The following is a 21,142-nucleotide window of genomic DNA, read 5'->3' on the forward strand; positions in this document are numbered from 1 at the left end:
AGTTGGTTAGAATACCGGCCTGTCACGCCGGGGGTCGCGGGTTCGAGTCCCGTCCACTCCGCCACTTATATTAAGCCTCAGTCGAAAGACTGAGGCTTTTTTCGTTTTGGTTAACCGACTTACCTTAAACCCACTTTCATATTGAAACCTTGCATCGAGAGGTAGGCTTCCCTCTGGTTATGCTTTCTAAGCCCTGTCATGAGTGAAGTGGAACGCAGTTTTGTGTGGTTCCTGCAGTCTCGAGCGCTAGTTTTGAGCCTCTTCATTCACCAAAGCTCCTTTTATTCGATATTAGAAAATCTAGTTATGTGACAGAGTTTAATTGTTTGAGGTGTCACTTGTTCCAATTTTGAAAACAGGACGACTTTGAATACAAGTTTAGTCTCACTGAGATCAAGAGAGAGGGGGACTAAATTTCTGTTAAGGCTTTGATCTACCTGAATGCTAGCTCAGTTTTATCTTGGTGAGATTGCTAACCTGTTTGGGTTCTGAACGCAATCACCCTAAATGTCTCTTTCTCATAAAAATACAAACTCGCTCATTGCTAAGTATTGTGGAAGTTTAGCTTTGATATTTGCGAGGAGCCTATATTGCCAAGAGAAGAGAAGTGATAAATGGGTAAATTAAAAGGCACGTCTATGAATACTATCTATCGGCAATAGTTAGTATCTATGAAAATGCAGCGTAGCGATTCTTCGTATATTTGAAGGTATATCAAAGAATAAGGAGCATTCGTCCTTGAAGGGGAGTCTGAAAATTAGTTATGAAAAAAGCAGCTAGGTAGCTGCTTTTTATTTATTAAGTTACGTGTCTTTAAGAGTCCACTGGCTCCGTATGTTCCGGAGTGGTTATTGCTTGGTTGTTCTCTTCCATCTTCTTCTCTTCTGCTTTTGCTTTTTCAATCATTGGGGTGATTGTTGAGCCTTGAATGAGGATAGAGAAAACAACGACGGAGTAGGTCATTACAAGAATAATCTCTTTTACATCGATTAACTTATCTTGAATCACCCAAATACCAGATGGAATGGAAAGTGCCATTGCCAATGCAAGGCCCCCGCGTAAGCCGCCCCACGTCAAAATACGTACTGACCACGGGTTATATTTTCTGTAACGCTTAAAGCCAATGTACGAGAGAAATACGCTTAAATAGCGAGCTGCTAGTACAAGAGGGACTGAAATAGCCATCATAATCCAGTCTTCTTTGTGGAATTCAAATAGCAGCATCGACATGCCGATCAGTAGGAATAACACGCCATTCAAGAACTCATCAACAAGCTCCCAAAAATGGTCAAGGTGATCTTCACTCTCTTTTGAAAAGCCAATAAAGCGTGTCCAGTTGCCAATCATAATACCGGATACAACCATCGCGAGTGGGCCTGATACATGGATGTATTCAGCAAATGCGTAACCTGCTGTTGGGACACCAATGGTAAGTAACAATTCCATTGAGTGATCATCGGTGGCACTGATCAAGTAGTGGAATAGCAAACCGAGGACGAAACCATATGTGATACCACCGATAGCTTCTTGGATGAAGAGTAAGGTGACACTACCTACAGTTGGTGCCTCAGTGCCAAATGCAATCGTAAATAGAGTGACGAAGATAACCAAACCGAAGCCATCATTGAAGAGCGATTCTCCTTCAATCTGAGTGGAGATACGTTTGGGAGCATCGAGTTTTTTAACAATAGCCAATACAGCGATTGGGTCAGTTGGCGATATTAGAGCACCAAATAGTAAGCAGTAGACCAAATCAAATTGGATGCCAATTAACTGACAAAACCCATACAGCGCAAATCCAATAAAGAACGTGGAAAACAGTGTGGCTCCAAGGGCTAAAACAGTGATCTCCCACTTTTGATCTTTAAGGTTCGGGAGTTTGATGCCTAGTCCACCAGCAAATAGTAAGAAGCCAAGAATGCCTTTGAGCAAGAAATCTTCGAAGTTAATCCTTGTGACCGTCTCCGTCGCAATTTCGGTGAGATGGAACCAGTTGTTTTGACCCGCAATTAAGATTAGAAGTGAAAGCACCATTGAACCTGCGGTAATCGCAATGGTGGTTTGCATCTTTCCTATCTTGCTGTTTACAAAAGCAATTAGCATCGCAGCTGCGGATAGAAAACATAAAGTATGATAGACCGACATAGAGCTCTCTATTTGTAACATTTTATGAATGGAATTCTCGGCTGATGCTGCTTAAATAGCAAACATTTTTTCGTGATTATTTTGCAAGTTAAAAAGGAGATAAAATAATCATTAATTCTACGTTTAGACGTCTAGACTCCTGAAGTTTGTGTGATAGGATGGAAAGATAACTAAAGGAATGAGGCTGTACTGTGGGAAGTAACGTAAGACAACAGATTGAAGCTCAATTGAAGCAACGTATTCTTTTGATTGATGGTGGTATGGGGACCATGATTCAGGGATACAAACTTGAAGAGCAAGACTATCGAGGAACGCGCTTTGCGGATTGGCATTGTGATCTAAAAGGTAACAACGACCTGTTGGTTCTAAGTCAGCCTCAACTTATCAAGGAAATTCACGCTGCATATTTAGAAGCGGGTGCAGATATTCTCGAAACCAACACGTTTAACGCAACAACCATTGCGATGGCTGACTACGAGATGGAAAGCCTGAGTGAAGAAATTAACTTTGCAGCAGCCAATCTTGCACGTGAAGTTGCAGATGAATGGACCGCAAAAACACCCGATAAGCCGCGTTATGTCGCAGGGGTTTTAGGGCCGACGAACCGAACTTGTTCTATTTCTCCTGATGTAAATGACCCCGGATATCGAAATGTTTCTTTCGACGAGTTAGTTGAGGCTTACTCTGAATCGACTCGTGCTCTAATTAAAGGTGGTTCTGACCTTATTCTTATCGAGACCATCTTCGATACGCTTAACGCTAAGGCTTGTTCATTTGCTGTTGAAAGTGTGTTTGAAGAGATGGGTATTGAGTTACCTGTGATGATCTCGGGGACTATTACTGATGCTTCCGGTCGGACATTATCCGGTCAAACCACAGAAGCGTTTTACAACTCATTACGTCATGTTAAACCGATTTCGTTTGGTTTGAACTGTGCACTTGGTCCAGATGAGCTGCGTCCTTATGTTGAAGAGCTCTCTCGTATATCAGAATCTTTTGTTTCCGCTCACCCAAATGCTGGGCTTCCGAATGCATTCGGCGAATACGATTTGTCGCCAGAAGATATGGCTAAGCATGTTAAAGAGTGGGCTCAAAGTGGCTTTTTAAACTTGATTGGTGGGTGTTGTGGTACAACTCCTGAGCACATTCGCCAAATGGCACTCGCGGTTGAAAATATCGCCCCTCGTCAATTACCTGAACTTCCCGTTGCTTGTCGCTTGTCTGGCCTGGAGCCACTCGCTATTGATAAAGACTCTTTATTTATCAATGTCGGTGAGCGTACGAATGTAACCGGTTCTGCGCGTTTTAAGCGCTTAATTAAAGAAGAGCTGTACGATGAAGCGCTCGATGTGGCTCGTCAACAAGTTGAAAATGGCGCTCAAATTATCGATATCAACATGGATGAAGGCATGTTGGATGCACAAGCTTGTATGGTTCGCTTTTTAAACCTTTGTGCGTCAGAACCTGAAATCTCAAAAGTACCAATCATGGTTGACTCTTCCAAGTGGGAGGTTATTGAAGCCGGTCTTAAGTGCATCCAAGGCAAAGGCATTGTTAACTCGATCTCTCTCAAAGAAGGCAAAGAGAAATTCGTTGAACAAGCTAAGTTGATCCGCCGTTACGGTGCGGCTGTGATTGTGATGGCGTTTGATGAGATTGGGCAAGCAGATACACGTGAGCGCAAAGTAGAAATTTGTACCAACGCTTACCGAATTCTTGTTGATGAAGTAGGCTTTCCACCAGAAGACATCATTTTTGACCCAAACATTTTTGCCATTGCTACGGGGATCGAGGAGCATAATAACTACGCGGTGGATTTCATTCAAGCCGTTGGAGATATCAAACGTGATTTACCACATGCGATGATCTCGGGTGGGGTTTCTAACGTCTCATTCTCTTTCCGTGGCAATAACTATGTTCGCGAGGCGATTCATGCGGTATTCCTCTACCACTGTTTTAAGAATGGTATGGATATGGGGATCGTGAATGCGGGTCAGTTAGAAATCTACGATAACGTGCCTGAAACGCTGCGTGAGGCTGTGGAAGATGTCGTTCTTAACCGTCGCGATGATGCCACTGAGAGATTGTTAGATATCGCGGCGGAATATGCAGGCAAAGGGGTAGGTAAAGAGGAGGATGCCTCTGCACTTGAGTGGAGAACTTGGCCTGTTGAAAAGCGCTTAGAGCACGCGTTAGTGAAAGGAATAACTGAGTTCATCGTTGATGATACCGAAGAGGCTCGTGTCAACGCTTCAAAGCCATTAGAGGTGATTGAAGGCCCACTAATGGATGGGATGAACGTCGTCGGAGACTTGTTTGGTGAAGGTAAAATGTTCCTTCCTCAGGTCGTAAAATCTGCCCGAGTGATGAAGCAAGCAGTCGCGCATCTGGAGCCCTACATCAATGCAGAAAAGCAGGTGGGACAAACAAACGGTAAGATTTTGCTAGCGACGGTCAAAGGTGATGTACATGATATCGGGAAAAATATCGTTGGCGTTGTATTGCAGTGCAATAACTACGAAATTATCGATCTTGGTGTCATGGTTCCTTGCGAAAAGATCTTAAAAGTAGCGCAAGAAGAAAACGTCGATATTATTGGTTTATCAGGGTTGATCACGCCTTCATTAGACGAAATGGTGCATGTTGCAAAAGAGATGGAGCGTCTCGACTTTAACTTACCTCTTCTCATCGGTGGCGCAACAACGTCAAAAGCCCATACAGCAGTTAAGATTGAGCAAAATTACAAGCATCCAGTGGTTTACGTGAACAACGCCTCACGTGCAGTGGGCGTATGTACTTCTCTTCTGTCAGATGAACGTCGCCCTGAATTTGTTGAAAAACTTGAAGCTGATTACGAACGAGTACGTGATCAACATAATCGAAAGAAACCGAGAACCAAACCAGTGACATTAGAAGCGGCTCGAGCGAATAAAGTTGCGATCGATTGGGAAGCTTATACACCTCCAGTGCCTGTTAAGCCTGGCATTCATATCTTCGATGATTTTGATGTGGCTATATTACGTCAATACATTGATTGGACACCATTCTTTATGACTTGGTCACTTGTGGGTAAGTATCCAACAATTTTCCAACATGAAGAAGTTGGTGAAGAAGCAAAACGTTTATTCGAAGATGCCAACGAGATACTTGATCGAGTTGAGCGAGAAGGCCTGTTAAAAGCGCGTGGAATGTGTGGCTTATTCCCTGCTGCGAGCGTGGGGGACGACATTGAAGTTTATGCTGATGAAACTCGTACCGACGTTGTGAAAGTATTACGTAACTTGCGACAACAGACCGAGAAACCAAAAGGATTCAACTATTGTTTATCCGACTACATCGCACCTAAAGAGTCGGGTAAGCATGATTGGATAGGGGCATTTGCTGTCACTGGTGGTATTGGTGAACGAGAGCTTGCTGATGAATACAAAGCACAGGGAGATGATTACAACGCAATTATGATTCAAGCGGTGGCGGATCGCCTAGCCGAAGCGTTTGCTGAGTATTTGCATGAGCGTGTCCGTAAAGAAATTTGGGGTTATGCTGCGGATGAAGATTTATCTAACGATGATCTCATTCGTGAAAAATACCAAGGTATTCGCCCTGCACCAGGTTATCCAGCGTGCCCTGAGCATACTGAAAAAGGACCGCTTTGGGAGCTACTTAATGTGGAAGAGAATATTGGCATGACTCTAACCTCCAGCTATGCAATGTATCCGGGCGCGTCAGTCTCTGGTTGGTATTTCTCTCATCCTGACTCACGTTACTTTGCGATCGCACAGATCCAAGAAGATCAGCTAGAGAGTTACGCCGATCGTAAGGGGTGGGATAGGGTCGAGGCTGAAAAATGGTTAGGGCCAAACATTAACGGTTAAATTGATGTTTACCTCGTCAAAATGTAACAACTAATGAAACGACAAAGGGCTGCAGATACGCAGCCCTTTGTTTTATTGAGTTGAACTTACTTCTCAAACAACTTAGTGTGGAGTTTTTGTATGGCTTGTTTCGATACCGATTCATGGAGCAAGAAGCATAAGTTGTGAGGGCTAGCGCCATAACAAATCATGCGTAGGTTAAAATCTTCTAGCGTGCCAAAAACCTGTTTCGCGTAGCCTTTACTCTCACTCATGTTGTTACCAATGAGAGCAACGAGGCATAGGTCATGTTCAACTTCTACCTTACATAACTCTTCTAACTCTTCTCGTGCAGCTTGCGGCAGCTGTGGTGCTCCGCCAGATGTATCAGTTTGATCAAGTGTTAACGATACACTGATTTCAGATGTCGTGATCAAATCGACAGAGATCTTATGCTTTGCAAGGATCTCAAAAACCTTCGCTAAGAATCCGTATGCGTGGAACATATTGGCGCTGCGTAGCGTTACCATGGTTTGGTTACAACGCAAAGCTAGCGCACGGAATAACGGTGAGCTTTCGACTTGGTGGCGAATCCAAGTTCCCCCTTTTTCTGGCTCTTTCGATGACCCTACAAATACCGGAATGTCGTGGCGTAATGCGGGTACTAGCGTAGAAGGGTGAAGGATTTTAGCGCCAAAGTTAGCCATTTCTGAAGCTTCACTAAAGCTGATCTCGGGAATTGGTGAGGCTTTTGGTGCAATTCGCGGGTCTGTTGTGTAGATACCCGGAACATCAGTCCAGATTTCTAGCCCTGCCGCTTTAACGCTCTCAGCAATTAAGGCGGCGCTGTAATCGCTGCCCCCTCGACCTAATGTTGTTGTATTACCGGCTTCGTCAGATCCTATGAAGCCTTGAGTAACAACAACGGATTGTTGGCAAAGTGGTACGAGTTTATCTTGCGCAAGCGTCGAAATTGCTTCAATGTTTGGCTCCGCGCGACCAAAGTTGTCATCAGTACGCAGCACATCGCGGATATCAAAGCGCACAGCTTGAATGCCTCGCTCACACATTAACTGAGTTAGAATATGCGTCGACATGAGTTCGCCACATGCGACTAAATGATCGGTTAACTTCGCACTAGCTTGGATAGATGCAGCCTCGGCCAGGCTGGTTACGGTATCTAATATGCCATACACCTCGGCAGCAGTTTTCGTGCTGTCTTCGAGCTGAGTTAAAATGGCGTCATGAATGTTGGCCAGATTTTGCAGCAGCTCAGTACGGTGCGTTTGATCCTGAACACCGTTGGCGAGTTCTACCAATAGGTTGGTGACGCCAGAGCAAGCGCTGCTCACGACCAGGCGAGTATTTGGATTGTTTTCGATAATGGTGGCGCAACGACTCATTGCCTCAAAGTTGGCAACACTGGTTCCACCGAATTTAGCTACGTTAAATGCGCTCACTGCGTTCTCCCACGACTTCCTAAAAAATTGTACATCCAATGTTTAGTGAGAAAAGGAACAGAGCAAAAAGAGAGGTATTTAGAATGCTATTTGAAAAATTTACCCTCAGAAGCCCTTCATCAGACTGCGCTGATGACAGTTGATGGGATTCAGCCCAATTCAACCGACAAGTCAAATCCTGCAACTTTGACTTACCTCGGCACTACTCCCCCTCAATGATTGGTGTTGGAATTGCGGTTCCACAAATCATCTACCTGGGTAGCGCTCCTCTTCTACATAAAGCTCAAACATTGAACGGTTTTGAGGCCTTAATGTCAATCAATATTTCAACCTTTATGGTGTTTTTTATTAACGATTTTGTGACACTGGTTTGACCTCCATACTTACGGCTAATTGCTGATAGAGGAAAAATCTATTAGGGTGAAGAACCCTACACCTGAGCCATGTTATTGAATAGAACTTTTAGAATGCTCAGGATAAAAGATAATCAAGGAGCTGACATGTCGATCCAAAGCTTTATTCCACCTCACCGTATTTTAATGGGACCTGGTCCTTCTGATATTTATCCTCAAGTGTTACAAGCACTAAGCCGTCCTACTGTAGGTCACCTTGATCCTCTGTTTATCGGTATGATGGATGAGCTCAAGCAGCTATTGAAGTATGCCTTTCAAACTGACAATGAGTTCACTATTGCGGTTTCAGCGCCAGGTAGTGCAGGGATGGAAACCTGCTTTGTAAACTTGATCGAGAAAGGCGATAAAGTGATCGTCTGCCGTAATGGTGTATTTGGTGAACGCATGCGCGAAAATGTCGTCCGTGCTGGTGGTGAAGTTGTTATCGTCGATGATGAATGGGGGACGCCTGTTTCCATTGATAAAGTCGAGCAAGCATTCGAACAGCACCCAGATACAAAAGTTCTTGCTTTTGTGCATGCGGAAACCTCAACTGGTGCAGTCAGTGATGCTCAAGCATTGGGTAAGCTGGCGAAACAGCATAATGCATTATCTATTGTTGATGCGGTGACATCGCTTGGTGGTGTGCCGTTAAAAGTGGATGAATGGCAACTGGATGCGGTTTACTCTGGTAGTCAAAAATGTTTGTCATGTGTACCTGGGCTCTCACCAGTGACGTTTTCTCCTGCCGCGATTGAAAAGATTCAAGCAAGAACAACACCAGTACAGAGTTGGTTCCTCGATCAGAGTTTAGTTTTGGGGTATTGGAGTGGAGAAGGTAAGCGTAGTTACCATCATACGGCGCCAGTTAATAGCTTGTATGCGCTTCATGAAGCTTTATTGATACTGAAAAATGAAGGATTAGAAAACGCTTGGGCTCGTCACCAACTGATGCATGAAAAACTCAAAAATGGCTTACAAAAGTTAGGCTTTGAATTTGTTGTGGACGAAGCCCATCGGTTGCCACAATTAAATGCGATTTACGTGCCTGAAGGAATTGATGAAGCAAAAGTTCGTGCTCACTTGCTAGAAACCTATAACCTAGAAATTGGTGCAGGCCTTGGGGCATTAGCTGGTAAAGCGTGGCGTATTGGCTTAATGGGTTACGGCGCTCGATCTGAAAACGTTGCGCTGTGCTTAAAAGCGTTAGAAGAGTCACTCACTGAATAAAATCATACAGCAATGAGATAAAGAAAAGCGAAGGTCATCCCTTCGCTTTTTTGTATTTATTACTCAGCTCCTGAAGTGGGGGCTGGTGAGGCAGAGATTGCTTGAGAAGGTGGTTGGTAATTGACGTCACTGAAATCAATCTTCGGGAACAAAAACTGCGCTTCAGCTCTAATTTGCTCCGCTTTACTTGAGTCATCTAAGCCTTGGTAGGCCAAAATCAAATTATTATAAAATGCAGGGCGAGGCTTATCTTTGATGATTTTTAGCGACCAATCGATATAAGGCTGAATCAAGGTTGCGTCTTGTTGGTACAGCCCAAGGTTTAAAAACGTGCTATAAACATCCCAATCAAATCTGTCTTTCCAAACCACAGGGTTACTGACTTGATTCAGAATATCAGGGTTAGTTGGCCTAGTGGTCTCAAACTTCGTCAATACATAGTTCGTATGCAATGCGCTTACCATGTAAAACGTAAACGCAACGGGAAGTACCAAACTAAAAACACGCAGCAAGCTTTTGGTCACATTACTAAAGCCGACTTGTCGATAACGAGAGACGCGCTGATCGACCCAGTACAGCAGGATAACGAAGATCAACCAATGCACGAGAGAGTGGTAGAAAGGGTATTCCAGTTGCGAGTGCAATACGATAGGTATAAACAAGGCCAGCAACGCAAGACGAGTTCCGCGTTTGGCTTGATAGATTCGATACAGTACCAGTGCCATCGCTAAGAAGATGCCGAGTATTGGCAGCAAGCCACCTTCGACTCCCCAGTAAAGTAGCTCATTATGCGGATGATCCATGGCTGGCAAACCAGCTGGGTAATTCTCATTTAGGGCATGTTGACGAGCCGTATACAGCATGTACTCAGATTCAAACTTGCCATATCCATAACCAGTAAAAGGCTTTTCAATCACCATGTCTAATGTTTGCGGAAAAGTATACGCTCGAGGAGACTCCATATTTACTTTTTCTGCGGCTAACCCACCTCCATCAGGAAAGGCAAGATGCATGACAACGACTGAGAGTAAGAGCCCACTTACAAGTGACACAACCCAGCGGATAAAGCGCCCTTTGGTTGCAAAGCGGTACATGTATGGAATGACCAACAACACGGCGATGACCGAGGCTAACCAACCAGTGCGTGAAGCCAATGCCACAATTAGTGGTAAAGTTAAAACTGGTACGGCATAGAGAAGGTAAACATCGCTTAACTTACGATCGTATTTGTAGGGCTGACGTGCAAGTAAATAGCTGGCAATCACCAACCCTGTCGCAAGAAAACTGGCCATTACATTGGGCTGTTGGAAAATACCATAAGGACGATTGGCCACCGTGTCGTAACCAAACGGATTGCCTGGTTTGAGATACAGATATTGTGTCAAACCAAAAATGGCTTCGATAACAACCGCAAGGACAATGAACCATAATAGGCGTTGGCGATGTTTATTACTGAAATGAAATTGTTGTAAAACAATAAAGAACAGGACACCACACCACAGGCCTATGAGCTTATTGGCTGCCAAGCTGCTATTCGCATTTGGGTACAGAATGGGCACTGTCATGATAAGAGCACTAATGAACAAGCCGATGGTTAGTTTTGAGTAACGTAGCACTCGATTATTCGCTAGTTGGTAACACCCAATGCCTAATGCAAAGCTAAAAGCAATCCAAGTTGTCGCATTGAACGAAAGCGAAAGCCCCGAACCGCCGGGGTTGGGCATGAAAAAGTGCATTGCCAACACAAATAGTGTTGCCAAGGCAATGAGAAACTTGCGATTGAGGGGAACCTGTACTTTTTCGGGAGAAAGCTTTGTTCCACTTACATGTATAGTAGCCATAGTTATTGCGTTGTTTTGAATGAAAAAAGACCAGCACTTGCTGGTCTCGATACTTTACCTGTTTTTTCTACTTCAACATAGGCTTGAGGAAGTGAGCTGTGTGCGAACCCTCGATTTGCGACACATCTTCCGGAGTGCCTTGAGCGATTATCTCGCCGCCACCTTGACCCCCTTCAGGACCAAGATCGATAATCCAGTCCGCAGTCTTAATGACGTCCAGGTTATGCTCGATCACCACGACAGTGTTTCCGTGGTCGCGAAGTCTGTGCAGTACAGTGAGCAACTGCTGGATATCATGGAAGTGCAAGCCGGTTGTTGGTTCATCCAAAATATACAAGGTTTTTCCTGTATCACGTTTGGATAGCTCTCGCGCCAGTTTCACACGCTGTGCTTCACCACCGGAGAGTGTTGTTGCCGCTTGACCCAATCGTATGTACGACAAACCCACATCCATCAGTGTTTGTAGTTTGCGAGCGATGGCAGGAACTGGATCGAAGAAGGTGCGTGCATCTTCGACCGTCATTTCTAGCACTTCATCAATAGTTTTACCTTTGTAACGTACTTCGAGCGTTTCACGGTTGTAGCGTTTACCTTTACACACATCACATGGCACATAAACATCTGGTAGGAAGTGCATTTCTACTTTGATAACACCGTCACCCTGACAGGCCTCACAACGACCACCGCGCACGTTAAAACTAAAACGGCCCGGTTTGTAACCGCGAGAACGCGACTCCTGTGTGCCTGCAAACAGTTCACGGATTGGTGTAAAGATCCCCGTATAGGTTGCAGGGTTAGAGCGAGGTGTACGGCCAATTGGGCTTTGATCGATATCGATGACTTTATCGAAGTGCTCTAGACCTTTAATCGATTTATAAGGTGAAGGCTGAGCCGTTGTCGCTCCGTTAAGTTGGGTATGCGCAATTTTAAAGAAAGTATCATTAATCAGCGTTGATTTACCTGAGCCAGATACTCCTGTAATACAGCTGAATAACCCAACAGGAATTGAAAGGTTAACGTTTTTAAGGTTATTACCTGTAGCGCCTAATAGCTCAACCGTTTTTTTCGGATCTCGCGGCGTGCGATCTTTCGGTACTGCGATTTCTTTAACACCACTTAAGTACTGACCTGTCAGAGAATTCGGATTCGCGACTATCTCTTCCATGGTGCCTTCCGCAACAACATTACCACCATGTACGCCAGCACCAGGACCAATATCTATGACATGATCTGCACAGCGAATCGCATCTTCATCGTGTTCTACCACAAGTACGGTATTACCTAAATCGCGCAAATGAGTCAGTGTTTTTAGGAGTCGTTCGTTATCACGCTGGTGGAGGCCAATCGACGGTTCATCTAAGACGTACATGACACCAACAAGACCTGCACCAATTTGGCTTGCTAAACGAATACGTTGAGCTTCACCGCCTGATAAGGTTTCTGCACTGCGTGATAAGTTTAGGTAGTTCAAACCGACGTTAACTAAGAATTGCAGGCGGTCGTTGATTTCCTTCATCACTTTTTCAGCGATTTGGGCTCGTTGACCTTCCAGTTTCAAGGAATGGAAGAACTCCAATGCATCAGCAATGCTGAGTTCAACAATCTCAGGTAGTGTCGTATCAGCAATAAACACGTTACGTGCTTCGAGGCGTAGACGAGTACCGCCACAGCTTGAACAAGATTTAGTGGAGATGTATTTTGCAAGCTCTTCACGGACAGAGTTGGATTCTGTATCACGATAGCGACGTTCTAGGGTATTCAGAATACCTTCGAATGGATGGCGTTTAACGCGAATATCGCCACGATCGTTGATGTATTTAAACTCAATCTCAGTACGACCTGAGCCCTTTAGAATGACATCTTGCGTTTTCTTTGGCAGAGAATTAAAAGGGGCATGGAGGTCAAAACCATAATGATCGGCCAATGAGGTGAGCATTTGGAAGTAGTAGTAGTTCTTTTGATCCCAACCGCGAATCGCACCTTGTGCCAAGCTTAATGAATCATCTTGAATGACTCGGCTTGGATCGAAGTATTGTTGAACACCCAAGCCATCACAAGTGCCACATGCACCAGCAGGATTGTTGAATGAGAAAAGTCGCGGCTCTAACTCTTGCATGCTGTAACCACATTGTGGACAAGCGAAGTTGGCGGAGAAAATAATCTCTTCACCGTCGCCATCCATTGGCGCGACAACCGCAATTCCGCCTGATAATTCGAGCGTGGTCTCGAAAGATTCGGCCAAGCGCTGTTGTAAGTCTGGACGAACTTTAAAGCGGTCTACCACGACTTCAATGGTGTGCTTTTTATGTAGCTCAAGGGTTGGAGGATCGGAAAGATCGCAAGTTTCTCCATCAATACGCGCACGAATAAAGCCTTGAGCCGCTAAGTTCTCAAGCGTTTTAACATGCTCACCTTTACGTTCTTTGACAATAGGCGCCAATAGCATCATTTTGCTGCCTTCCGGCATCTCTAGGACTTTGTCCACCATTTGACTGATGGTTTGCGCAGCAAGAGGGGCATGGTGCGTTGGACAGCGGGGTTCGCCCACACGAGCATACAATAGACGTAAGTAGTCGTAGACTTCGGTAATTGTACCGACGGTTGAACGCGGGTTATGAGAAGTAGATTTCTGTTCAATAGAAATCGCGGGTGATAACCCTTCAATGTGGTCGACATCGGGTTTTTCCATCAGAGACAAAAACTGACGAGCGTAGGCAGAGAGAGACTCTACGTAGCGTCGTTGGCCTTCTGCATACAATGTATCGAAAGCGAGAGAGGATTTACCGGAGCCACTTAGTCCAGTAATGACAATCAGTTTATCGCGAGGGATTGTAAGATTAATGTCTTTAAGGTTATGGGTTCGGGCACCGCGAACTTCTATTTTATCCATCGTTTTTGCTCTATGTATAACCAAGTGGGGCAAGTATTACATAGTGTGAGAAATGTGCAAAGAAAATTACTGGATAAAAAAACAGTAAAGTAAAAAGCCCAGCGTTGTGCTGGGCTTTCGATACAGTAATTTCGTACTAAGACGATGCTTTATACTGCTTTTTGTGTTGCGTGCTTACCTAGCTCAGAGGTTTTTTCATCTTTTAGATACAGGTTTTCAAAACAATAGTTAGTTGCTTCGATGTAACCTTCAACGCTACCACAGTCAAAGCGTTTGCCCTTGAATTTGTAAGCCAATACACAGCCCGCTTTTGCTTGTTTTAGCAGCGCGTCAGTGATTTGAATTTCACCACCTTTACCAGGTTCGGTGTTTTCAATCAGTTCAAAAATATCGGGAGTCAGGATGTAGCGGCCAATGATAGCAAGGTTGCTAGGCGCCGTGCCTTTCTCTGGTTTTTCTACCATGTCGTCTACGCGGTAGATGTCGTCTTTGATCATTTCACCAGAGATAACGCCGTATTTGTGTGTTTCTTCGGCTGGTACTTCTTGTACTGCAACGATAGAACAGCGGAACTGCTTAAATAGTGCCACCATCTGAGCCAGTACGCCCTCTTGCTCGTTCACACAAAGGTCATCAGCAAGAACAACAGCAAATGGCTCATCGCCTACCAATTCTCGTCCAGTTAGAATCGCGTGGCCCAAGCCTTTCATTTCGCGTTGACGTATATAAGTGAAGTTTGCAGATTCAATGATTTCACGGATATCTACCAACAGCTCTTCTTTGTTGGTACCGCTAATCTGATGTTCCAGTTCGTAGTTCTTATCAAAGTGGTCCATGATCGAGTGCTTGCCACGACCTGTCACAATACACATGCCGTTCATACCAGCTTGGATTGCTTCTTCGACACCGTATTCAATAAGCGGTTTGTTCACGACTGGCATCATCTCTTTTGGCATAGATTTCGTTGCCGGTAGGAAGCGTGTGCCATAGCCTGCAGCAGGGAACAGACATTTTTTTATCATTGGGGGAATATCCTATCTCGTTTTTATCAAGAATCTACGTATAACTTTAACACGAGAGGTATCAATGAATCATGAATAAAGTAGGAAAAAATGTGAGACTCGGTGCGGAAAAAAGATGAGCGACTTGTCATTTCAGTTATCAGAGCCGCTCACATTGCATCATGACATTAAGTTTTGGTCTGCCCAGGCGATTGCCTGTACTCGGTTCTTTACGGATAGCTTTTTGAATATCTGATATAAGTGCGATTTGATGGTGAATTCACTGACGAATAACTCCTCGGCCATCTGACTGTTCGAGGCGCCAGCTTGTAGGCAACGCAGTACTTGTAGCTCACGAATGGTTAGGTCTACCGTAGCTGGTGCAGTATGAGTATTAATGACATTGCGGTAATAGTGTAAAAGTTGACTGGTTACATTACGCGGCAGCCAGTTTTGACCGTTAACAATGCCTTTTAACCCTTCTCCAATTTGCTCTAGCGTATCTTCAGAATAAAACACACCTTTTAATTGACCAAATGAAAGAAGTTCATCTGTGGTTAGTCTTTTAGGCACGTTGAAGACAACGGTTTCAAAGTTTTTCCATACAAGAGGCAAGTTTTTGATCGATTGAACAAGTGATTTATGTTCACTGAAGTCGATCAGTAGAATTTTATTACGGTGTTGTGGCTTGGCTTCCATGAGTGCTGCGGTTGAAATCACCGGGATGCTCATATCAACGTACTTTTCGAGTGCCGCCACTTTTTTTTGCGCATTATCTTCCATACTGATCAGAAATAGCTTTCTTGCGTAAGCCGACTTTCTCACGTGTTCCAATCTCCCTGGGTTCAATAGAAGCCATAAACTGGCATTAAAGAGAGGCCATAACCATCGCTTTACTGAATAAATGCGTTCGAATTCAAAGCTTCACGAAACGATGTCTGCAACGCGAATCAAAAATGCTACACACGTAAGTTGAAATACGATTTGGGTTCTAGAGGATGACTCAATAGATCACAATGGTATTAGACTTTAATCAAAACATTAAAGCGTGCTATTCTAATGCGCTAAAATTTTATATATCCAGAGTGAAACGGAGCACATCATGGCCAGCCGTGGAATTAACAAAGTTATTTTGGTGGGGAATCTAGGTAACGACCCTGAAATTCGTTACATGCCGAATGGCGGTGCAGTAGCAAACATTACTATTGCGACTTCTGATTCATGGCGTGATAAAGCGACTGGCGAACAGCGCGAAAAAACGGAATGGCACCGTGTTGTGTTGTTCGGCAAACTTGCGGAAGTAGCAGGTGAGTATTTGCGTAAAGGCTCTCAAGTTTACATTGAAGGGCAACTGCAAACTCGCAAATGGCAAGATCAAAGTGGTCAAGATCGCTACTCAACTGAAGTCGTTGTTCAAGGCTTCAATGGTGTGATGCAAATGCTTGGCGGTCGTGCTCAAGGTGGCGGCGCACCTATGGGCGGTCAACAGCAGCAGCAAGGTGGATGGGGTCAGCCTCAACAGCCAGCTCAGCAGCAGTACAATGCGCCTCAGCAACAGCAACAGCAACCACAACAACAGGCTCCGCAGCAATCACAGCAGCAGTACAATGAGCCACCAATGGATTTTGACGACGATATCCCGTTCTAAATTCTGCTTATGCTTGAATCGAAAAGGCCGCGAATATCGCGGCCTTTTTTATTGTCGCAATCTAATGATCTCACAGGCTTATCTTGGCAAGGTTAGGCGTAACAATAAAACTTATCAATGAGTGTGATTTTCTTTATGCTCCAGCCTCTCACTATCAGACTAATCCGATTGTTTGATGAACTCTTATCAAGTATAAATATTTCAATAAGGTATATGATGAATAAAAAAGGAATTTGGTATTCATGAGGTATACCCCAACTCTTAAGTTAAGCACACGGCTGGTGGCCTTTGTCACCATGATCGTTATCTGCGCCATGTTTATCTTGTTTGTCGGTGGCACCCTCTCTTTTAAACGTCTTGGGCAGGAATATCTCACCCATTATTTAGAAGGGATCGTAGAGGTGGTCGACAAGGAGATGGAAGATCCTGACGCCGCTTATTCTATGCAGCGCTGGATGCCGAAGATGCTGCAGGCTTCCAATATTGTCGAAATGACGTTGTCGACCAACAACGCCGTTGTTTATCGCTTCAAAGATACTTCTCATCAAATGGAAGCGTCAGTCTTGTTTGAGGCTGAGTACCAGCTGACTCACAATCAAGATTACACGATTCACTTTAAAGCAATTCCCCCTTACTTAGGTTACAGCTACTCAATGCAGGCGCTTTGGTCGATCACGCTTGCCGTTATATTGATCATCTTCTGCTTAATGCGCGGCGTGGCATGGCTTAAGGAACAATTAGAAGGCTCCGAAATGCTCGAAGAGCGAGGCAGAATGATCCTGGCTGGTAGGGTAGAGCAGTATGCCAAAGGTGACAAAAAAGAATGGCCTTACACCGCCAGTGAAGCGCTCGATGTATTAATCGAAGAGTTACAAGATGCGCGTCAAGAGCGAAGCCGATTTGATACCTTTATTCGAACTCAAACCTTCCTTGATAAGCTAACCGGTACCGCTAACCGAGTGTTATTTGATAGCAAGTTGGAATCGGCGTTACTAGAAAGTGGGGCTCGCGGCGCCGTGTTGCTAGTTCGTATTCAAGACTGGAAACTGGTTGAAGAAGAGCAAGATAAGCAAATTACGGATGAGTTTATTGTTGAAGTTGGGAGTTTATTGTCCAATTTAGTTCAACGATACCCAGATGTTGTATTTTCCCGTTATTACGATGCTGATTTTGCGCTTTTTCTACCGCACCAAAGTGCGAAAGATGTGGCTAACCTCGCCTCGCAATGCATTCGCCAGTTAGAAAAGTTAATGCCGCCAGAGCCACTTGATCCAGACAACTGGTGCCATATTGGCATCACCACTTATAAAGAAGGTGAGCGACACAGCCAAATCATTGATGAAGCCGAGACTGCTTTGCGTAGTGCGCAACTACAAAATAACAATAATTGGAGTCGCTTCAAAAAATGGAACCACGATGAAGAAGCTCGCGGAAGTGTGAGGTGGAGAACGTTATTTGACACAGCACTTACACCTGAAAGTGTGATACTCTACGCACAATCTGTGCACCCAATAAGTGACGCGACGCATAAAAAATCATTATATGAAGAGTTAACATGTCGGATTCGCGATCCTGAGAATGGGATTGTTAAAGCGTCTCGGTTCATTTCTGCGATCAGACAGGTTGGTTATGAAGCGCAAATGGATAAGTCGGTTATTAATAAATTCTTAAGAGAGTTTAAGGATAATTTTGATAACTCAAGATCGTATGCGCTCAATTTGAATGTAACGCCATTTTCTAACCGAGAGTACTTTAAATGGTTTCGTGATGAACTCTTACAGTTGTCACGTGAGCAGAGAAAGTGTCTCAGTTTTGAGTTTGTTGAGGCACAATTTGTAAGACACTTAGACTTTATGCGACCAGTCGCTAAAATGCTGGCCGGTTTAGGGTGCCACTTAATGGTTGGGCAGGCTGGGCGTACCATCGTCAGCACTCACTATTTAAAAGAAGTGGACATTCGTTACCTTAAACTTCATCGCAGTTTAGTAGCAAAAATCGACCAACGACATGAAAACCAGCTATTTGTCCGCAGTATGCTAGGTGCGGCGGCAAACAGTAAAACTAAAATTATAGCAGTGGGAATTGAGAATCAGAACGAGCTCAACACATTAATTGAGCTCGGGGTTTATGGTGGGCAAGGACGTTACTTTTCTGCGGAGCAGCAGTTTCTTCCTCGTCCCCAAGCGTTGCCGAATTCTCAATCAGAATCCCAAGTTAAATTGGGAAGACGAAATCGCTGGCGGAAAAAATAAAGATAATAATCATGGATTTCAAAGCACTATTCGACAAGCTTAAGCGATCATCTAGTGGTGTTCGCTCCTGCTTTTTGGTTATTCAGCCAGACGCCGTTTATTTATCATCTTCAATCAAAAGTAGTCGTCCATACCAATTTGATATTTCTGAGTCCAATTGGGAAAAAGCCGTTGAGCAAGCATTGAGCGTTGCAGCGAGTGCGTATGATTCATTAACGGTTGTTCTTTCTCATAACTATTACCAGATGTACCAAATCGACAAACCGGTCATGCCGCGTCAAGAATGGCCAGCCGCATTACCGTTTTTGTTGAAAGAACTGATCTCTGAGCGTGCCATCGACATTATTGCCGATGCGGTCGAGTTACCGAATTCAACCAAAGTGCAAGCATATGTCTTATCGCGAAAAATATTGGATAAGATTGTGTTACTGGCCAGTCGAGCCCAGTTACCATTAGAAGCCATTCTTCCTGAAGACGATATTTGGGGAGAGACTGCGGGTGAACTAGGAAACTTCCTATTATTACAACGCAGTGTGCGTGGTCATTTCCGTATAAGCGCTTTTGTCGAAAATACTATTGCGTTCCACCGCTCTATTCGCAGTGTGACGCCACCGTTAACGGGGGTTCCGTCTAGCGATTTACAGATGGACAGTCTGTCGTTAGAACTGCAACGTTCGATTGACTATCTTTCATCTCAGTTACGCCACGTGCAATTACATCAATTGAAAGTGTGCTGTGATGAAGAGGATGAGAGCGAGCTTGTTCAGGCTCTGAACTACCGTTTAAGTACTAAGGTTTCACCGTTATTACCACCAGAACATGAGCTATCAGGACATGTTTTGGCTGACACTGCGGCTACTTCAAATACTCGACGCGTCAACTTATATCCCGATTACTTAAAGCCGAAAAAAGAGCTCCTGACGCTAAAAAATATCGCGTTATCTTGGGGCGTTGCGGCGGCTGCAATTCTATTTTCTTACGGTTATGTCACTTGGCAGAGCAGCGGTTTGGAAGATGAGATTGCTATTGTAAAAAGTAAAGGCGATATCATGAAGTCAGAGCTTGAACGTTATCAAGTCAAGCTACGTAAGCATCAACCTGACAATAATAAGCTGGCAGCTAAAGCCCGCTTAGAACGTGAAGTCAAGGCGAAGCGAGACTCGCTTAAAGCTGTCGGGAAATACGATGACTCGCAACGCACGGGTTACTCTGGCGTGATGCAATCATTAGCGAAGCTAGGAAACCAAGAAATTTCTTTGTCCGAAATTCGAATCAATACCCATACCTTAGACCTGAAGGGACTAGCGAAAAAACCGAGCTCAGTGCCAAATTGGGTTAGCCAATTTAAAAACGAAATTAGCTTGGTTGGTCGAACGTTTGACGACGTCAAAATAGGTCGAAATGATAAGGATATTGTGACGTTTGAACTAAAAACGCGCGAGGATAAAGAGAAATGAACGAATTCTGGCTCTCATTAGAAGGGCGCTTTGGCGAAATGAGTACGCGTGAAAAAGTGCTCACCGCATTATGCGGTTTAGTTGTCGTGATCATGTTGCTCTTTACGCTGGTATTGGAGCCAAAGCTTAACGAGATCATCAGTAATGAGAGGCAACTAAGTAATTTAAAGCAAGCCAATCAAAAGATTGAAATCGATACGCTACGTATTCAGGCGCAACTTAAGAAAGATCCAAATGCTGAGGTTGATCGCGCGATATCTAATCTGTTAGCTGAGAGTCAGCATCTTTCGATGCAATTAGCGGAGATCATCGAGCATCTTATTACACCTTCGCAAATGGCTGAGCTGCTTGAAAATGTGTTGGAGCAGCAAAGTGGCATTCACCTTTTGTCTCTGCAAACCTTGCCATCTGAGCCAATAACGGAAGATAAAGAAGCATCGCAATACTCTGGTTACTACGTGCATCCTGTTCGTATGGAACTGACTGGTGACTATTTTTCTATTGCTAATTATCTGAATAAATTGGAGAGCCTTCCTGCGAGTTATTACTGGCGCAGCTTTAGTTATAAAGTCGAAGAGTACCCGAAAGCGAAGCTTGTGTTAGAAGTCTACACACTAGGATCTAGAGAGGAGTTTATTGGTGGTTAACAAACTCATCATCTCATTGCTTGTTATGGCAGCGGCAGGAACCGCTTGGGCAAACCAAGACCCAACGGCCCCACTTGGTTGGGAAAAGCCAGCGGTTGAAACGTCAGCGAAACCAAAAGTTAAACGGTATCGACTGCCTAAGCTCAACAGTATTGTGTGTAAGCCAAGTACTGATTGTATCGCGATTATGGATAACAAACTTGTCGAAAAAGGCGAGCTATTTAAGGGTTATCGCGTCGCGAGCATTAATAGTGAATTTGTAACTTTAAAGCGTGGTAACCGTCAGTGGGACCTAGAGCTTTTTGATTTAAACGTAAAACAATAATAA

The 21,142-nt window shown here is 44.3% G+C and carries 13 protein-coding genes and 1 riboswitch; of the genes, 7 read left to right on the plus strand and 6 right to left on the minus strand.

Features of this window, described 5'->3' with window-relative positions; translation table 11 throughout:
• Positions 1-813: 813 nt before the first annotated feature.
• Entirely contained in the window at positions 814-2,145 is a 1,332-nt protein-coding gene (locus R7E42_RS17505) for a cation:proton antiporter (RefSeq protein WP_053306797.1), read from the minus strand.
• Positions 2,146-2,336: 191 nt separating this feature from the next.
• On the opposite strand from R7E42_RS17505, the gene metH reads away from it, so the two are divergent.
• A complete protein-coding gene (metH, locus tag R7E42_RS17510; RefSeq protein WP_318071119.1) occupies positions 2,337-6,017 on the plus strand; it encodes a methionine synthase in 3,681 nt (1,226 codons plus the stop codon).
• 86 nt (positions 6,018-6,103) lie between these two features.
• On the opposite strand, the gene lysC is transcribed toward metH, so the two are convergent.
• The gene (gene lysC, locus R7E42_RS17515) at positions 6,104-7,456 is read right to left on the minus strand and encodes a lysine-sensitive aspartokinase 3 (RefSeq protein WP_318071118.1); all 1,353 of its coding nucleotides are present in this window, start codon (positions 7,454-7,456) and stop codon (positions 6,104-6,106) included.
• Between the two features lie 101 nt (positions 7,457-7,557).
• Positions 7,558-7,736: riboswitch (Lysine riboswitch) on the minus strand.
• A 220-nt stretch (positions 7,737-7,956) separates the two neighbouring features.
• On the opposite strand from lysC, the gene R7E42_RS17520 reads away from it, so the two are divergent.
• Complete coding sequence (locus R7E42_RS17520; protein WP_104975641.1) at positions 7,957-9,078, plus strand: pyridoxal-phosphate-dependent aminotransferase family protein; 1,122 nt, start codon at positions 7,957-7,959, stop codon at positions 9,076-9,078.
• Positions 9,079-9,137: 59 nt separating this feature from the next.
• Here R7E42_RS17520 and R7E42_RS17525 read toward each other — a convergent pair whose 3' ends face one another.
• The 4 genes from R7E42_RS17525 to R7E42_RS17540 all read right to left on the minus strand — a co-directional run bounded on the left by R7E42_RS17525 (position 9,138) and on the right by R7E42_RS17540 (position 15,635).
• Positions 9,138-10,919, minus strand: coding sequence for a PglL family O-oligosaccharyltransferase (locus tag R7E42_RS17525; protein ID WP_047103670.1), 1,782 nt, complete (start codon positions 10,917-10,919; stop codon positions 9,138-9,140).
• 67 nt (positions 10,920-10,986) lie between these two features.
• On the minus strand, positions 10,987-13,809 hold the full coding sequence (uvrA, locus tag R7E42_RS17530; protein WP_005381241.1) for an excinuclease ABC subunit UvrA: 2,823 nt from the start codon (positions 13,807-13,809) through the stop codon (positions 10,987-10,989).
• 149 nt (positions 13,810-13,958) lie between these two features.
• Positions 13,959-14,831 (minus strand): UTP--glucose-1-phosphate uridylyltransferase GalU, encoded by an 873-nt coding sequence (gene galU / locus R7E42_RS17535; RefSeq protein WP_005381239.1) that lies wholly within the window; start codon positions 14,829-14,831, stop codon positions 13,959-13,961.
• Between the two features lie 159 nt (positions 14,832-14,990).
• Positions 14,991-15,635, minus strand: coding sequence for a LuxR C-terminal-related transcriptional regulator (locus R7E42_RS17540; protein WP_005381237.1), 645 nt, complete (start codon positions 15,633-15,635; stop codon positions 14,991-14,993).
• 277 nt (positions 15,636-15,912) lie between these two features.
• Between R7E42_RS17540 and R7E42_RS17545 the strand changes: the two genes are divergently transcribed.
• The 5 genes from R7E42_RS17545 (at position 15,913) to R7E42_RS17565 (ending at position 21,139) form a co-directional block, all read left to right on the plus strand.
• Entirely contained in the window at positions 15,913-16,458 is a 546-nt protein-coding gene (locus tag R7E42_RS17545) for a single-stranded DNA-binding protein (protein ID WP_054579428.1), read from the plus strand.
• Between the two features lie 242 nt (positions 16,459-16,700).
• Positions 16,701-18,710: an RNase E specificity factor CsrD gene (gene csrD, locus R7E42_RS17550; RefSeq protein WP_005381201.1), complete on the plus strand. Its 2,010-nt coding sequence runs from the start codon at positions 16,701-16,703 to the stop codon at positions 18,708-18,710.
• Between the two features lie 11 nt (positions 18,711-18,721).
• On the plus strand, positions 18,722-20,167 hold the full coding sequence (locus R7E42_RS17555; protein WP_213867263.1) for an MSHA biogenesis protein MshI: 1,446 nt from the start codon (positions 18,722-18,724) through the stop codon (positions 20,165-20,167).
• The gene (gene gspM / locus R7E42_RS17560) at positions 20,164-20,814 is read left to right on the plus strand and encodes a type II secretion system protein GspM (RefSeq protein WP_054577143.1); all 651 of its coding nucleotides are present in this window, start codon (positions 20,164-20,166) and stop codon (positions 20,812-20,814) included. Before R7E42_RS17555 ends, gspM begins: the two co-directional genes overlap by 4 nt.
• Positions 20,807-21,139: a hypothetical protein gene (locus tag R7E42_RS17565; protein ID WP_005381196.1), complete on the plus strand. Its 333-nt coding sequence runs from the start codon at positions 20,807-20,809 to the stop codon at positions 21,137-21,139. The genes gspM and R7E42_RS17565 overlap by 8 nt, the downstream gene beginning before the upstream one ends.
• Positions 21,140-21,142: the final 3 nt, after the last annotated feature.

Source organism: Vibrio sp. Vb1337, assembly GCF_033338715.1.
Lineage (GTDB): Bacteria > Pseudomonadota > Gammaproteobacteria > Enterobacterales > Vibrionaceae > Vibrio > Vibrio alginolyticus.

Excerpts from the sequence above, each read along its gene's own strand:
- R7E42_RS17505 (WP_053306797.1), bottom strand. The coding sequence starts at position 2,145 with ATGTCGGTCTATCATACTTTATGTTTTCTATCCGCAGCTGCGATGCTA.
- R7E42_RS17520 (WP_104975641.1), top strand. The coding sequence starts at position 7,957 with ATGTCGATCCAAAGCTTTATTCCACCTCACCGTATTTTAATGGGACCT.
- R7E42_RS17525 (WP_047103670.1), bottom strand. The coding sequence starts at position 10,919 with ATGGCTACTATACATGTAAGTGGAACAAAGCTTTCTCCCGAAAAAGTA.
- uvrA (WP_005381241.1), bottom strand. The coding sequence starts at position 13,809 with ATGGATAAAATAGAAGTTCGCGGTGCCCGAACCCATAACCTTAAAGAC.
- galU (WP_005381239.1), bottom strand. The coding sequence starts at position 14,831 with ATGATAAAAAAATGTCTGTTCCCTGCTGCAGGCTATGGCACACGCTTC.
- R7E42_RS17545 (WP_054579428.1), top strand. The coding sequence starts at position 15,913 with ATGGCCAGCCGTGGAATTAACAAAGTTATTTTGGTGGGGAATCTAGGT.
- csrD (WP_005381201.1), top strand. The coding sequence starts at position 16,701 with ATGAGGTATACCCCAACTCTTAAGTTAAGCACACGGCTGGTGGCCTTT.
- R7E42_RS17555 (WP_213867263.1), top strand. The coding sequence starts at position 18,722 with ATGGATTTCAAAGCACTATTCGACAAGCTTAAGCGATCATCTAGTGGT.
- gspM (WP_054577143.1), top strand. The coding sequence starts at position 20,164 with ATGAACGAATTCTGGCTCTCATTAGAAGGGCGCTTTGGCGAAATGAGT.